This window comes from Amycolatopsis sp. VS8301801F10, from assembly GCF_046195355.1.
Classification (GTDB): domain Bacteria; phylum Actinomycetota; class Actinomycetes; order Mycobacteriales; family Pseudonocardiaceae; genus Amycolatopsis.
Map to the genome: position 1 here is coordinate 3,637,235 of NZ_CP176065.1, position 14,736 is coordinate 3,651,970.

Annotated in this window: 11 protein-coding genes and 1 pseudogene; 8 read left to right on the plus strand and 4 right to left on the minus strand. The window is 70.5% G+C overall.

Annotated elements, in window-relative coordinates; all coding sequences use genetic code 11:
- Positions 1-58: 58 nt before the first annotated feature.
- A complete protein-coding gene (locus F9C11_RS17335; protein ID WP_409185908.1) occupies positions 59-1,015 on the plus strand; it encodes an alpha/beta hydrolase in 957 nt (318 codons plus the stop codon).
- Positions 1,012-2,664 carry a flavin-containing monooxygenase gene (locus tag F9C11_RS17340; protein ID WP_409185909.1) on the plus strand — a complete coding sequence of 551 codons (1,653 nt, stop codon included), beginning with the start codon at positions 1,012-1,014 and terminating at the stop codon, positions 2,662-2,664. Before F9C11_RS17335 ends, F9C11_RS17340 begins: the two co-directional genes overlap by 4 nt.
- Here F9C11_RS17340 and F9C11_RS17345 read toward each other — a convergent pair whose 3' ends face one another.
- The gene (locus tag F9C11_RS17345; protein ID WP_409185910.1) at positions 2,665-3,357 is read right to left on the minus strand and encodes a GntR family transcriptional regulator; all 693 of its coding nucleotides are present in this window, start codon (positions 3,355-3,357) and stop codon (positions 2,665-2,667) included.
- A 129-nt stretch (positions 3,358-3,486) separates the two neighbouring features.
- Between F9C11_RS17345 and F9C11_RS17350 the strand changes: the two genes are divergently transcribed.
- The 6 genes and pseudogenes from F9C11_RS17350 to F9C11_RS17375 all read left to right on the plus strand — a co-directional run bounded on the left by F9C11_RS17350 (position 3,487) and on the right by F9C11_RS17375 (position 11,490).
- Positions 3,487-4,926, plus strand: a complete 1,440-nt coding sequence (locus F9C11_RS17350; protein WP_409186924.1) for an aldehyde dehydrogenase family protein — start codon at positions 3,487-3,489, stop codon at positions 4,924-4,926.
- A gap of 25 nt (positions 4,927-4,951) precedes the next feature.
- A complete protein-coding gene (locus F9C11_RS17355; protein ID WP_409185911.1) occupies positions 4,952-6,064 on the plus strand; it encodes an NDMA-dependent alcohol dehydrogenase in 1,113 nt (370 codons plus the stop codon).
- Between the two features lie 30 nt (positions 6,065-6,094).
- Entirely contained in the window at positions 6,095-7,111 is a 1,017-nt protein-coding gene (locus F9C11_RS17360) for an NADP-dependent oxidoreductase (RefSeq protein ID WP_409185912.1), read from the plus strand.
- Positions 7,112-7,177: 66 nt separating this feature from the next.
- Positions 7,178-8,539, plus strand: a complete 1,362-nt coding sequence (locus tag F9C11_RS17365) for an MFS transporter (protein ID WP_409185913.1) — start codon at positions 7,178-7,180, stop codon at positions 8,537-8,539.
- Positions 8,526-10,412, plus strand: a complete 1,887-nt coding sequence (locus F9C11_RS17370) for an AMP-binding protein (RefSeq protein WP_409185914.1) — start codon at positions 8,526-8,528, stop codon at positions 10,410-10,412. Before F9C11_RS17365 ends, F9C11_RS17370 begins: the two co-directional genes overlap by 14 nt.
- Positions 10,409-11,490 (plus strand): annotated as a pseudogene (locus tag F9C11_RS17375) (tartrate dehydrogenase). The gene F9C11_RS17370 and the pseudogene F9C11_RS17375 overlap by 4 nt, the downstream one beginning before the upstream one ends.
- A 46-nt stretch (positions 11,491-11,536) precedes the next feature.
- Here the strand turns inward: F9C11_RS17375 and F9C11_RS17380 are convergent.
- The 3 genes from F9C11_RS17380 to F9C11_RS17390 form a co-directional block, all read right to left on the minus strand.
- Positions 11,537-12,259: a DJ-1/PfpI family protein gene (locus F9C11_RS17380; protein ID WP_409185915.1), complete on the minus strand. Its 723-nt coding sequence runs from the start codon at positions 12,257-12,259 to the stop codon at positions 11,537-11,539.
- A 171-nt stretch (positions 12,260-12,430) separates the two neighbouring features.
- Positions 12,431-13,600 (minus strand): PucR family transcriptional regulator, encoded by a 1,170-nt coding sequence (locus tag F9C11_RS17385; protein ID WP_409185916.1) that lies wholly within the window; start codon positions 13,598-13,600, stop codon positions 12,431-12,433.
- Between the two features lie 160 nt (positions 13,601-13,760).
- Entirely contained in the window at positions 13,761-14,618 is an 858-nt protein-coding gene (locus tag F9C11_RS17390; RefSeq protein ID WP_409185917.1) for a TetR family transcriptional regulator, read from the minus strand.
- Positions 14,619-14,736 lie beyond the last annotated feature (118 nt).

A 14,736-nucleotide genomic window follows, 5' to 3' on the forward strand; every position in this document is an offset into this window, starting at 1 on the left:
TGACAAATGCATCCTGTATTCATTGGTCGTTCATCCCTACGGATCTGTGAGGGGCACCGTGGCCCTTGATGAAGCGACCAGGGCGTTGTGCGAACGGATGGCCGCGCAGCGCTGGAAGCCGTTGCACGAGATGACCGTCGCCGAGGCGCGGGCGTTGCCGAAGGACCTGGCCGCCGCGGCGGAACCGCCTTCGCTTCCGCCGGTTTCGCGGGCCGAAGACCACCACGTGCCGGCCCCCGGCGGAGGATTCGCCGTTCGCGTCTTCGTTCCGCGAGGAGCGGTGCGCGGCGTGCTCGTTTACTACCACGGCGGCGGCTGGGTGATCGGCGAACTCGAGCAGTACGAACTGCTCGGCAGGCTGCTGGCGCGCGAAACCGGGTGCGCGGTGGTCGTCGCCGAGTACCGGCTGGCGCCGGAGCATCCCTACCCGGCGGCGCCGGAAGACGCCTGGTCCGCGCTGGTCTGGGCGGCGGAACGGACGGAAAGCCTGGCCGGGGCGGGCGCGCCGCTCGTCGTCGCGGGCGACAGCGCGGGCGGAAATCTCGCCGCGGTCGTGGCGCAGCGGGCCCGCGACGAGGGCGGTCCGGAGCTGGCCGCGCAGGTGCTGGTGTATCCGGCGACCGACGCGGACCTGGACCGTCCGTCCTATCGGGAGCCGGAGAACCAGCTGCTGGTCAGCCGGGACAGCATGGTCTGGTTCTGGAACCACTACCTGCCCGATCCGGCCCGGCGCACCGAACCCGCCGCCGCTCCGTTGCGTGCCGCGACCCTCGCCGGACTGCCGCCCGCGATCGTGCTGACCGCGGGCCACGACCCGCTGCGCGACGAGGGCGAGGAATACGCCCGCCGTCTCGAAGCCGCGGGAGTCCCGGTGCGGGCCAAGCGGTTCGCCGACCAGATGCACGGTTTTTTCACCCTGGCGGGCGTGCTCCCGGGCAGCGCGGAGGGAATCGGCTTCGTCGCCCGGCAGCTCGATCCGTTGCTCCGCCCGAAATCAGCGAAGGAGACCTCATGAGCTTGCTGCGCCCCCGCGCTTCGGTTCCCGAGACCACGAGCACGCGGGAACTGGACGCGCTCATCGTGGGAGCGGGCTTCTCCGGCATGTACCTGCTGCACCGGCTCCGCGGGCTCGGCCTCGCCGCGCGCGTCTACGAGCGCGGCGAGGACGTGGGCGGAACCTGGTACTGGAACCGGTATCCCGGCGCCCGGTGCGACATCGAAAGCGTCGACTACTCCTACTCGTTCTCCCCGGAGCTGGAGCAGGAGTGGGAATGGAGCGAGCGCTACGCCGCGCAACCGGAGATCCTGCGCTACGCCGGCCACGTCGCCGACCGGTTCGACCTGCGCCGGGACATCCAGTTCGGCGCGCAGGTGCTGTCCGCCGAGTTCGACGAGGCGGCCGGCCGGTGGCACGTGCGCACCGACCTCGGCGAGCTGATCGTCGCCCGCTACGTCGTGCTGGCCACCGGCTGCCTGTCCGCGGGCAACGTCCCGGATCTGCCGGGCAGGGACGCGTTCCGCGGCGAGACCTACCACACCGGGGACTGGCCGCACGACGGCGTCGACTTCGCCGGCAAGCGCGTCGGCGTGCTCGGCACCGGATCGTCGGCCATCCAGTCCATTCCGCTCATCGCCGAGCAGGCCGCGCACACCGTCGTCTTCCAGCGCACGCCGAATTTCAGCCTGCCCGCGCACAATCGGCCGCTCACGCCGGAATTCCGCGCCGAGGTCAAGCGGGACTACCCGCGCCGCCGCGAGATCGCCCGGTACAACTCGGGCGGGGTCACCCGGGCGGATCCGGAGATCGGGGCGCTGGAGGTGACCGACGAGGAGCGCCGGGAGATCTACGAGCGGCAGTGGCGCGCCGGCGGGCTGAACTTCGCGTCGCTGTTCAACGACCTGCGCACCGACCGGGCGGCGAACGAGACCGCCGCGGAGTTCATCCGGGGGAAGATCCGGGAGATCGTCGAGGACGCCCGCACCGCCGAACTGCTCAGCCCGAAGGACTATCCCTTCGGAGCCAAGCGGCCGTGCGTCGACACCGGCTACTACGCCACGTTCAACCGCGAAGACGTCCAGCTGGTCGACCTTCGCACGGAACCGATCGCCGAGATCACCCCGCACGGCGTCCGCACCGCCGCGGCGGAGTACGAAGTGGACTGTCTGGTGTACGCGACCGGTTTCGACGCGATGACCGGCGCGGTCAACGCGATCGACATCCGCGGCCGGGGCGGGGAATCCTTGCGCGAGGCGTGGGCGGCGGGGCCGCGGACCTATCTCGGCGTGGGCTGCGCGGGCTTCCCCAACCTGTTCCTGATCGCGACGGTCGGCAGCCCGTCGGTGCTGAGCAACATGATGACTTCGATCGAACAGCACGTGGACTGGGTGGCCGACTGCATCGGCCGGCTGCGCGCCGAGGGATTCGACACCATCGAGGCGACCGAAGAAGCGCAGAACGAATGGGTGGCCCACGTCAACGAACTCGCCGCGGGCACGCTGTTCCTCGACGCGGCGTCGTGGTACCTGGGCGCGAACATCCCGGGCAAACCCCGGGTCTTCATGCCCTACGTCGGCGGCGTCGGCGTCTACCGCGAGCTGTGCGACCGGATCGCCGCCGAGGGCTACCGCGGATTCCGCCGGACGGTCTCGGCCGTTGCGGCGTGATCAGGCGGGGTCGCCGGCGTTCTCGCTGGGCCGGCCGAGGACGATGTCGGACGCGGAGGCCGCGCGCGTCTTTTCGTCGACCTCGGCCGCCATCTCCCGCACCCGCCGCGCCGCCGCGGCCGGGTCCTGGCGCTCGACCTCGGCGAACACCCTGGCGAACCCGTCCAGCCAGACCGGCCACAACGCGCTCGCGCCGGAGAGGCCCATGAATCGCTGCCCGCGCCCGAAAACCAAGCCCCACAACGCGGTCAGCTCGTGGTTGCCGGCCAGCGCCATCGGCGTCTGGAAGAACCCGCCGACCGCCTCGACCGCGGTGGCCGCCTGGTTTCGCTCCACGGCCGTGCGGAGCGCCGCGAGGTGGTCGCGCATCTGGTCGACGTCGCCGATCGTCATCCGGGGAATCGCGCGTTCCAGCGCGGCGCCGAACAGGATGAACTGGACGTCGATCGTCGCGAGCGCCTCCTCGAGGGTCATCCGCGCGACGCGCCGCCAGCGGTTGGGCGAGACCTCGACGAGCCCCTCCTGGGCGAGCTGGGCGATCGCCTCCCGCACCGGCGTGATGCTGACCTTGAGCCGGGCGGCGATCTCCGCGTCGCGCAGCACCTCTCCCGGGGCGAGCGCGCCGCCGATGATCTCGGCGCGCAGCTGCCGGAGCACGGCTTCGCCCCGGGTCTGGGGCGGATCGAACGACATGCGGCCACTTTACCGTTCCGCCCCGCCCGTGCGGCGGCGACCGAAAATCCGAGAGGGACAGCAGTGACCACGACGACGACGACCGAGGTGGCGCCCGCGGTCCGCGAGTTTCTGGCCGCGCCGAAGAAGATGCTGATCGGAGGGGGCTGGACCGGCGCGGTGTCGGGGGAGACGTTCGGCACCGTCGACCCGGCGACCGGGGAGACGTTGTGCGAGGTCCCGCGCGGAACCGCCGCCGACGTCGACCGGGCGGTGCGCGCGGCGCGGACGGCGTTCGAGGGCCCGTGGTCGCGGATGCGGCCGAACGCCCGCGAACGTCTCTTGTGGACAGTCGGCGACCTGATCGAGGCCAGGGCCGGGGAGTTCGGGCAGCTGGAATCGCTCGACAACGGCAAATCCGCGCTGATCGCGGAAAAGGGAGATGTCGCGCGAGCCGCGGAGCTGTTCCGGTACTACGCGGGATGGGCCACGAAGCTCGAGGGCCGCACCGTGGACGTGTCCATGACCCGCAGCCCCGGCGGCGAGTTCCAGGCGTTCACCTTGCGCGAGCCCGTCGGTGTCTGCGGGCTGGTGGTCCCGTGGAACTTCCCGCTGCTGATGGCCGCGTTCAAGCTCGCGCCGGCGCTCGCGACCGGCAACACGGTGATCCTCAAACCCGCAGAACAGACTCCGCTGACCGCGTTGCTGCTCGGAGAGCTGTTCGAGGAAGCGGGATTCCCGCCCGGCGTCGTCAACATCGTCACCGGGTTCGGCGACGCCGGCGCCGCTCTGGCCGGACACGACGGGGTGGACAAGATCGCGTTCACCGGGTCGACCGCGGTCGGCAAGAAGGTGGTTTCCGCCGCGACGGGCAATCTGAAGAAGGTGTCGCTCGAACTCGGCGGCAAAAGCCCGAACATCGTCTTCGCCGACGCGGACTTCGAAACCGCGGTGCCGGGGTCGGTGAACGCGTGGCTGAGCAACCACGGCCAGGCCTGCGTGGCGGGGACCCGGCTTTTCGTCGAGGACAAGATTTTCGACGAGTTCACCGCGGCGGTGGCCGAGGAAGCGGCGAAGGCGCGGCTGGGGCCCGGACTCGATCCGCGCACCCAGGTCGGGCCGCTGGTGTCGCAGGAGCAGCTGGACCGCGTCACCGGCTATCTCGCCCAAGGCGCGGCCGACGGGGCGCGTGCGCTGACCGGCGGCGGACGCTGGGGCGAGCGCGGTTTCTTCGTGGAACCGACTGTCCTGGTCGACGTCCGGCCGGAGTTCAGCGTGGTCCGCGAAGAGATTTTCGGGCCGGTCGTCTGCGCCTTGCCGTTCTCGACCCGCGACGGGCTGGACGAGATTGTCCGCGCTGCCAACGACACTGTCTACGGGCTCGCCGCCGGGGTGTGGACCCGCGATCTGTCCCGCGCGCACCGGATGGCCCAGCGGATCAAGGCCGGATCGGTGTGGGTCAACCAGTACAACGCCACCGATTTCGCGCTCCCGTTCGGCGGCTACAAGCAATCCGGCTGGGGCCGCGAACTCGGGCCGGACGCCATCGACCTCTACACCCAGACCAAAGCCGTCAACATCGCGCTCTGAGCGGCGCGGGAAACGGAGACCCAGCATGAAGACCAAGGCAGCGGTGCTGACCGGGCCGGGGCGGCCGTTCGAGGTCATGGAACTGGACCTGGACGGGCCGCGCGAGGGCGAGGTGCTGCTTCGCTACACCGCGGCGGGGCTGTGCCATTCGGACCTGCACCTGCCCGACGGCATCATCGACGCCCGGTTCCCGATCGTGCCCGGGCACGAGGGCGCGGGCGTCGTGGAGGAAGTCGGCCCGGCGGTGACCAAGGTGCGGCCGGGCGACCACGTCGTGTGCAGTTTCATCCCCAGCTGCGGGCATTGCCGCTACTGCTCGACCGGACGCCAGAGCCTGTGCGATCTCGGCGCGACGCTGACCGAGGGGAGCATGCCCGACGGTTCGTTCCGGTTGCATCGCGGGGGACAGGACTACGGAGCGATGTGCATGCTCGGCACCTTCGCCGAGTACGGCACGGTCTCGGAGAGTTCGGTGGTGAAGGTCGAACCGCATCTGCCGCTGGAAAGCGCGGTGCTGGTCGGGTGTGGCGTGCCGACCGGGTGGGGCACCGCGGTCTACGCGGGCGGCGTCCGTCCCGGCGACACCGTGGTGGTGTACGGGATCGGCGGCATCGGGATCAACGCGGTGCAAGGGGCGGCCCATGCCGGCGCGAAGAACGTGGTGGCCGTGGATCCGGTCGCGTTCAAACGGGACACCGCGCTGAAACTCGGTGCCACGCACGCGTTCGAGACCGCCGAGGCGGCGCACGCGGCCATTGTGGACCTCACCCGCGGACAGGGCGCCGACGAGGCGCTGGTGACGCCGGGCGTGGTCGACGCGGAGGTGGTGACTGCCGCGTTCGAGGCGCTCGGCAAGGGCGGAACCATGGTGCTGACCGGGATGGCCGGGCGGGAGGACGTCAACGTCCGGCTCCCCGGGCAGATGATCACGTTGTACGAGAAGACGATCCGGGGCTCGATGTTCGGCTCGGCCAACCCGCAGCACGACATCGGCAAGCTCCTCGGCCTCTACGAGGCGGGCGTGCTGAAGCTCGACGAACTCGTCACCGCGAAATACCCGCTGGACCAGATCAACGAGGGCTACCGGGATCTGCGCGAGGGCAAGAACATCCGCGGTGTCGTGCTTCCGCACGCGTAGCGGAGCGAGGAAGACAGGGAGAAAACGGTGATGAGCAAGAACGTTCCCGGGTCGGCGACGGAGATCCGGCTCGCGTCCCGGCCCTCGGGCTGGCCGTCGGAGGAGAACTTCGCGGTCGTCGAGGCGCCGGTGGCCCGGCCCGGTCCGGGACAGATTCTGGTGCGCAACGAAATCATGAGCGTCGATCCGTACATGCGGGGCCGGATGAACGCCGGCGCCTCCTACGTGCCGCCGTTCCCGGTCGGCGAAACGCTGACCGGCGCCGCCGCGGGGGAGGTGGTGATCAGCGAAGCGCCAGGGTTCGAGCCGGGACAGAAAGTCGTGCACTCTCTGGGCTGGCGTGAGTATGCTGTGGTCGACGCGGCCGCCGCGACCGCAGTGTCTACAGTGGACGCACCGCTGGCGGCCTATCTGGGAGTTCTCGGAGGAACCGGGTTCAGCGCGTACGTCGGCCTGTTCGAGCACGCGGCTTTCCGGCCCCGGGACACGGTGTTCGTGTCCGGTGCGGCGGGCGCGGTCGGTTCCCTGGTCGGCCAGATGGCGAAGCTGCGGGGCGCGCCCCGGGTCATCGGCAGCGCGGGGTCGGCGGACAAGGTGCGGTATCTGGTGGACACCCTGGGCTTCGACGCCGCGTTCAACTACCGGGACGGCTCAGTGGCGGAGCAATTGGCCGCCGCGGCGCCGGACGGGATCGACGTGTACTTCGACAACGTCGGCGGCGATCATCTCGAAGCCGCGATCGGCGCGTTGAACGTGGGCGGGCGGATCGCCGCGTGCGGCGCGATCTCGCAGTACAACGCGACCGAGCCGCCGCCCGGTCCGCACAACATGTTCCTGATGGTGACGAAACGGCTGCGGCTGCAGGGCTTCATCGTCAGCGACAGCGCGGAACTGCGGCCGGACTTCGTGCGCGAGGTCGGAACCTGGCTGCGAGAAGGCCGCATCCGGGACCTGCAGACCACTGTGGACGGACTGCGCAAAGCCCCTTCGGCGTTCCTCGGGATGTTGCGCGGGGAAAACGTCGGAAAGATGCTGGTGACTGTCTGAGTTTCGGGTTTTCGCCGGGGGTGAAGAAACAGTCAACGGGGGCCTGAGCACGCAAAGGAGCGTGTCATGACAGCCGTATCCAGTTCCGGGGACACCGGGCGCAGAGTGGATCCGAGCAGGCGGCGCAAGGCGATCGCCGGCGCTTACCAAGGGTTGCTGGTCGATTTCATCGACATCTACCTGCCGGTGATCGCCCTCGTCCCGGCCATCGGCTATTTCCAGCCGGCCGACCTGTCGCCCGCGATCAAGTCCACGATCTATTTCGTCACCTACGCGGCGACGCTGATCGGACGGCCGATCGGCGCACTGCTGTTCGGCTCGATGGCGGACCGGGTGGGGAGGCGGCGCATCACGATGGTCTCGGTCACCGGATTCTCGGTGTGCACGCTGCTCATCGGCTTCCTGCCGGGCTACCAGACGCTGGGCGGGTGGGCGATCGTCCTGCTCATCGGGCTGCGGTTCGTGGACGGGATTTTCCTCGGCGGCGAGTACACGGCCGCGGTTCCGCTGGCTTACGAGTACTGCGACCGGCGCAAACGCGGTTTGGTGGGCGGCGTGCTCGCCGGCGCGTACTGCGCCGCGTTCGTGCTCATCTCGGTGCTGACGCTGATCATGCTGAAGATCGCGCCCGCCGGCGGGACCAGCAGCCCGTATGCCCAGTGGGGCTGGCGCGTCTCGTTCTTCTTCGGCGCGGCGTGCGGATTCGCCTTCCTGCTGTACCGGCGCAAGCATCTGCCCGAATCCGATCTGTGGGAGAAATCGGCGAAAACCCGGTCTCCGCTGCGCACCGTCATGTTCGGCCGGGACCGGGCGTCGTTCTGGCAGGTTTTCGTCCTCATGACGGGCTTGTGGCTCACCTCGTCGATGGTCGCGTCGGTCGTGCCGGACAAGCTGAAGAACTTCCACCAGATCGACGCGACGACCGTGACGTGGACGCTGCTGGTGACGAATATCGTGCTGTACGGAGGTTTCGTGGCTTCCGGCGTGGTGAGCCAGCGCGTCGGGCGGCGCCGGTTCCTCGCGGTGATGGGCGCGGTGATCGCGGTGCTCGGCAGCGTGGCCTACTACGTGTTCATGTCCGGGAACCTCGCCGGGACGTTTTCGGTGCTCGCGGCCTCGGTCGTGGTGCAGGTCCTGATCACTTCCGTTTTCGGCGTCGCCACGGTGTACGTCAACGAACGGTTCGGCACCAGCGTCCGCTCGTCCGGGTTCGCGATGGGGTACAGCCTGTCGTTGCTGCTGCCCAGTTTCTACAGTTTTTACCTGCTCGGCCTGGGACAGCTGCTGCCGGAATCGCTGACCGCGGTGCCGCTGATCGCGCTGGGCGGAGTGCTGATCGTCATCGGCGCCCTGTGGGGACCGGAGACCAAAGATCTCGAGTTCCGGCCGACGGGCCGGGTTGCGGAGGCAGCGAATGACCTATCGTGACACCTACGAGCGCAGCATCCGCGAACCGGCGGCGTTCTGGTCGGAAGCGGCTCGCGCGGTCGACTGGATCCGCCCGCCGGAACGGATCCTGGACGAGACGTCCGCGCCGCGGTACCGGTGGTTTCCCGACGGCGTGCTCAACACGTGTTACAACGCGCTGGACCGGCACGTCGAAGCGGGCCGCGGCGACCAGGCGGCGCTGCACTGGGAATCGCCGGTCACCGGCGGGCGGACGCGGTTCAGCTACCGGGAACTGACCGAGGCGACGGCGAAGTTCGCGGGGGTGCTGCGGCACCTCGGGGTGCGGCGCGGGGACCGGGTGCTGCTCTACCTGCCGATGATTCCCGAAGCGGTGATCGCGATGCTGGCGTGCGCGCGGATCGGCGCGGTGCATTCGGTGGTGTTCGGCGGTTTCGCCGCACCGGAGCTGGCGGCGCGGATCGACGACGCCCGCCCGGCGGTGCTCGTGACCGCGTCCTGCGGGATCGAACCCGGCCGGATCGTCGAGTACCAGCCTCTCGTGGACACCGCGCTCGGGCTCGCCGCGCATCCGCCGGAAACCACGATCGCGGTCCAGCGCCCGGAAAAACCCGCGGACTTCGGCGGCCGCGCGCTCGACTACGCGGACTTGATGGCATCAGCGGACATCCCGCCCGCCGAGTGCGTCCCGGTCGCCGCGACCGATCCGCTGTACATCCTCTACACCTCGGGCACCACCGGGAAACCGAAGGGAATCGTCCGGGACAACGGAGGGCATGCCGTCGCGCTGAGCTGGTCGATGGCGAACATCTACGACATCGGGCCGGGCGACGTCATGTTCACGGCCAGCGACGTCGGATGGGTGGTGGGCCATTCGTACATCGTCTACGGGCCGCTGCTCGCCGGCGCGGCCACAGTGCTGTACGAGGGCAAGCCGGTCGGCACGCCGGACGCGGGCGCGTTCTGGCGGGTCGTGGCCGAGCTGAAAGTGCGCACGCTGTTCACCGCGCCGACCGCGATCCGGGCGATCCGCAAGGAAGACCCGGCCGGGGAGCACGCCCGGCGGCACGACACCAGCAGCCTCCGCCAGCTCTTCCTCGCGGGCGAACGCCTCGACCCGGCGACTCGCGAGTGGGCGGCCGGAACCCTCGGCGTGCCGGTGACCGACCACTGGTGGCAGACCGAGACGGGATGGGCCATTACCGCGCAAGCACGAGGCATCGAGCCGGATCCGGTCGTGCCGGGCCCCGTGCCGATGCCGGGCTACGCGGTGGAGGTCCTGGACGACGACGGCGCGCCTCTCGAAGCCGGGCGGGAGGGCGCGGTCGCGATCAAGCTGCCGTTGCCGCCCGGGACTCTGCTCGGGCTGTGGGGCGACGACGAGCGCTACGTGAAGGGATATCTCAGCGAGTACCCCGGGTATTACCAGACCGGCGACGGCGGCTGTCTCGAAGAGGACGGGCGGCTGGTGGTGCTCGGGCGGACCGACGACGTGATGAACGTGGCCGGGCACCGGTTGTCGTCCGGGCAGATCGAGGCCGCCGTCTCCGAACATCCGGCGGTCGCCGAGTGCGCGGTCGTCGGAGTGCGCGACGAGCTCAAGGGCCAGCTTCCGCGAGCACTGGTCGTGGTGAAGGAGGGCGCGGACGCGGCGGGCCTCGAGCAGGAGCTGACCACGCTGGTGCGCGCTCGGGTCGGGCCGATCGCGACGCTGTCCGGAGCGGACGTGGTGCCCGGATTGCCCAAGACCCGGTCGGGCAAGATCCTCCGGCGCGTTCTCCGGCAGCTTCTCGACGGGGAAGCCGTCGAAGCTCCTTCCACGCTCGACGACGTTTCGGTGCTGGAGAGTCTCCGCGCCGCCCTGCCCGTGCGGTCCGGAATGGACTGGAAGTGAACGCTCAGGCCGTTCCTCGCTACGAAATCGCCGCGATTCCCGGCGACGGGATCGGCCGCGAGGTCGTGGAACCGGCGATCGAAATCCTCGACCAGGCCGCCGCGCAAGGGGATTTCGCCCTCTCCTGGACCGTGCACCCGTGGAGCTGCGAGCACTGGCGGCGGCACGGGAGCATGATGCCCGCCGACGGACTGGACCAGCTTCGGCCCGCCGACGCGATTTTCCTCGGCGCGGTCGGGGACCCGGCGGTTCCGGACCACGTGTCGTTGTGGGGCCTGCTGATCCCGTCCGGCGCGCGTTCGACCAGTACGTGAACCTGCGTCCGGTGCGGCTGCTCCCCGGGGTCGAGAGCCCGCTCCGGCGCGGGGGCGCGATCGATTTCGTTGTCGTCCGCGAGAACAGCGAAGGGGAGTACAGCGAGGCCGGTGGCGTGCTGTGGGGCGGGACCGAGCGGGAGACCGTGCTCCAGGAATCCGTCTTCACCAGGACCGGGGTGGAGCGGGTCCTGCGCTACGCCTGCCGCCTGGCCGAGCGCCGGGGCGGGCGGCTGGTTTCGGCGACCAAGTCGAACGGCATCGTGCACACGATGCCGTTCTGGGACCGCGTCTGCGCGGAAGTCGCTGCCGATTTCCCCGGGGTGCGCGTCGATTCGCAGCACGTCGACGCGCTCGCGGCGACCTTCGTGCAGCGGCCCGAAACCCTGGACGTCGTCGTAGGGTCCAACCTGTTCGGCGACATCCTGAGCGACCTCGGCGCGGCGGTCGCCGGCGGCCTGGGCCTGGCCCCGTCGGCCAACCTCAATCCGGAAGGCCGCTTTCCGTCGATGTTCGAGCCCGTGCACGGCTCGGCGCCGGACATCGCGGGCGAGGGCGTGGCCAACCCGCTCGGCCAGATCTGGACCGGCGCTTTGATGCTGGAGCACCTCGGACGCCCCGAAGCCGCGTCGGCGGTGCTCGGCGCGATCGAGGACGTGCTCCGGGACACGCCGGTCCGCACCCGCGACCTCGGCGGAACCGCGAGCACCGCCGAGGTCGCTCGCGCGGTGTCCCAAGCCCTGCGCGACCGCCGCCCGGGATGACCCCGCTCCGGCGGGCGGCGCTGGCCCGACGCCGCCCGCCGCCGGATCAGAGCCGGCCGAACGCCTCCACGACCCGGCGGGCGGCCGAGTGCGCGCTGGCCGGGTTGGCTCCGGTGACGACCCGGCCGTCGGCGATCGAGAGGTCGTCGAACGGATGTGCCGGAGCGACGTACTCGGCTCCGGCCGCGGCCGCGCTGTCCTCGATCAGCGGGGCGCCGTCCTTCTTGATCCGGTCGAGCAGCCCGAGGTCGATCTCGCCTTGGGTGGTGAACCCGGTGACCCGCTTGCCGTCGACGATCGGCTTGCCGGTTTCCTTGTCGCGCACGTACGGCAGGATCGCCGGGCCGTGGCAGATGGCGGACACGATCCCGCCGTTGTCCCAGATCCGCTGGGCGACCGACTGCAGCGCGGTGGCGCTGGGGTAGTCGTAGATGGCGGCGTGCCCGGCGGCGGCGAAGAAGACGCCGTACTCGTCGGGGTCGACGTCGGCGGCCTTCTTCAGGTTCTTGTTCAGGCTGACGCTGAACGGCGCCTCCGGATCGTGGTAGACCGCTTTGTCCTCCTCGGTGAGGAACTGGTCCTCGGTGGAGTGCGCGTCGAGCCCGAAGCTGCCGGTCTCGCTGACCAGGTCGACCTCGAACCCGGCCTCGGCGAAGACCGAGTACGGATGCAGCGCCTCGGTGTAGAACAGGCCGGTCTCCGACCCGTCGTCGTAGAACTCGAAGTGCTTTGCGGGAATGGCGATGAGGGCCTTCTTCGGCAGTGCCACGATGCCTTCCTTTCCCGGCCGATGCGCCAGGCCGGACAGTGGTTCCGACGCCCGCCTCCGTCGCGGGCATCTGCCTGGGGGAACGAGGCGTGCCGGGCCGGGCATCCCGGCGCCGGGGAATGCTGTCGCCGGGAACTGCCCGCGTTGTGCCGGGGAACAACGCGGGCGAGTTCAGCGGTCCTGGGGCACCGCTTCGAGCGCGACAGCCAGTTCGGCGATGTCGGCCGGAGCGGTGAAGGAAAGCCCGGTGAGCTCCTGGATCCGCCGCAGCCGGTACCGGACGGTGTTGCGGTGGCAGTGCAGCTGCTTGCCGCTTCGCTCGGCGGAGCCGTCGTTGTCGAACCAGGCCCGGATCGTGGCGAGCAGGGTGTCGCGGTCTTCGGCGGGCAGTTCGAGGACCGGCCCGAGCACCGCCTGCGCCACCCGGACGCCTTCGGCGGGGGCGTGCGCGACGAGACCGGCGACCCGGCCGGCCCGGAAGGTGCTGACCTGTTTGCTGCCTTCCGGCGCGGACGCCAGCGCGATCCTGGCCAGGCGCACCGCCCGCGGCGTTTCGCCGATGGCCCGGTACGGCTGGCTCACCCCGACCCGGGCCTTGGCGAGCTGCCGCAGCAGCGCCACGAGCCGCTCCGGGTCGCTGTCGGGGAGCGCGACGATCCCGGTCTGCAGGGCGGGCGTGAGCCGCCACACCGAAACCATGCCGTGCTCGGCGAGCCGCTGTTCGATGCCCGGCAGCGGTTCGTCGGCGCGGCGGGTCTCGGCCATGACCACGACCAGCCCGGCGTCCGGCGGGAAGCCGAGCAGCGAGGTGATTTCCCAGTGCGTCGTCCCGGCGACCGGTTCCCCGGTGAACAACGCCTCGGCGAGCGCGGACCGGCGCCGCTCGCGCGCCAAGGTCAGTTCGGCCATCGTCGCCCGGTACGCCTCGGTCAGCTGGATCGCGTACTCGTCGGTGAGCAGCCACAGGCTCCGCCCGGCGGCCAGCATGGCGCGCATCAGCGCGGGCCGCCGGTAGTCCGCCGACGCGGCGAGCGTGTCCCACAGCGCGGTGAACCCGAGCCGGTAGGCCCGCAGCACCTCGGGCAGCGGCGCGCCCTGCCGCGCTCGCCGGGCTCCGGTCTCGCGCGGCGCGGAGAAGTCGTTGGCGGCCCGCGGATCGCGCAGCGCGGCGATCATGAACCGCAGGTTCGCCTCGACCGAGCGGCGCAGGTCCTCCGGCGGGACCAGCCCGTCCTGGCGGTAGATGTCGATCTCGTCCCGCACGCGCGCGACGTGGGTCTCGACGAGCCGGGGCAGCTGCGCCTCGGCCCGCTTGACGAGTTCGTCGAGATCGGTGTTCATGTCCGGTGCCTCCTCGGCCGGGAACCGGGCTCTTGTGCCCGCGGACAGTCCGGATTGGCCTGCCCGACAGTCTTGGTTGCCGCGCGTCCGCGGGCGGTGCGATCCTCCGGATGCGGCCGGAAGCCCCCGGACTGTCCACAACGGACTCTCCGGTGCGCGCTCACCGGCTCGCGCGCATCAGGTCGACCGCGAACCGCGCGTACTCGGCCGCGATCTGTTCCGCGGAGGTGGGCCCGTCCGCGCGAAACCATTGGGGGAGCGAGGTGCACATGGTCGCCACGGCCCGGGCGGCGTCGCGCGGATGCCGCGTGGCGAACTCCCCGTCCCGGATCGCGGCGTCGACCTCGGCATCGAGCAGCCGCTGGATTTCGGTGCGGCTGGCGGCGATCCGCGACCGGTTCGGCTCCTCGAAACTCCGCATCTCGCTGGCCCCGATGAAGGCGAGGTCGCGGCGCTGGGCGTGGAACAGCGCGAGCGCCTCGACCATGTTCGCGAAGCGTTCGACCGCGGTGGCGCCATCCGCGCGGGCGGCGGGTATCCGCCAGTGCAGTTCGGTCATGGCGACGTCGAGAATGGCGGCGAGCAGATGCTGTTTGCTGGGGTAGTGGTGATAGACCCCGGGGACGCTCATCCCGGCGTTCGCCGCCACCAGGCGCATGGTCGCGCCGTGGTATCCGGTGCGGACGAAGGTGGCGATCGCCGCGCGCAGCACCGGGTCGAGGTCCAGCGGCTCGAACGTGCGCCACGGCCGGTCGGCCGCCGGGGGCCGCTCGTCCGGCGCGGCCCGCGCGGCGAGCAGGTCGAGCGCCGACGTGCCCAGCGCGTCGGCGATCCGGCGCAGCCGTTCCACGGTCAGGCCGGTCTTCCCGGTCTCGATCGCGCTCAGCGTCCCGGCGCTGACCCCGATCCGGCGCGCCAGCTCGCGCAGCGACATCCCGGCCCGCGTCCTGGCCTGCCGGACCAGCGGGCCGGCCTCCGGTTCGCCGACCGCCGGTTCGATCGCGAGATGTTCAGTCATTCTGAACACTGTACCTCAAGCGCGTCCCGTTGTCTGCGCTACTTCGGGGAAGGGTATTGACAAATCGTGCGGTCAGGCTCACGCTGACCTCGCATTGAACACGACCGAACGCTCGTAC

What these genes read in the sequence shown, in the direction of transcription:
- F9C11_RS17340 (WP_409185909.1), top strand. Translation starts at nt 1,012, where the DNA reads ATGAGCTTGCTGCGCCCCCGCGCTTCGGTTCCCGAGACCACGAGCACG.
- F9C11_RS17345 (WP_409185910.1), bottom strand. Translation starts at nt 3,357, where the DNA reads ATGTCGTTCGATCCGCCCCAGACCCGGGGCGAAGCCGTGCTCCGGCAG.
- F9C11_RS17350 (WP_409186924.1), top strand. Translation starts at nt 3,487, where the DNA reads ATGCTGATCGGAGGGGGCTGGACCGGCGCGGTGTCGGGGGAGACGTTC.
- F9C11_RS17355 (WP_409185911.1), top strand. Translation starts at nt 4,952, where the DNA reads ATGAAGACCAAGGCAGCGGTGCTGACCGGGCCGGGGCGGCCGTTCGAG.
- F9C11_RS17360 (WP_409185912.1), top strand. Translation starts at nt 6,095, where the DNA reads ATGAGCAAGAACGTTCCCGGGTCGGCGACGGAGATCCGGCTCGCGTCC.
- F9C11_RS17365 (WP_409185913.1), top strand. Translation starts at nt 7,178, where the DNA reads ATGACAGCCGTATCCAGTTCCGGGGACACCGGGCGCAGAGTGGATCCG.
- F9C11_RS17370 (WP_409185914.1), top strand. Translation starts at nt 8,526, where the DNA reads ATGACCTATCGTGACACCTACGAGCGCAGCATCCGCGAACCGGCGGCG.
- F9C11_RS17385 (WP_409185916.1), bottom strand. Translation starts at nt 13,600, where the DNA reads ATGAACACCGATCTCGACGAACTCGTCAAGCGGGCCGAGGCGCAGCTG.
- F9C11_RS17390 (WP_409185917.1), bottom strand. Translation starts at nt 14,618, where the DNA reads ATGACTGAACATCTCGCGATCGAACCGGCGGTCGGCGAACCGGAGGCC.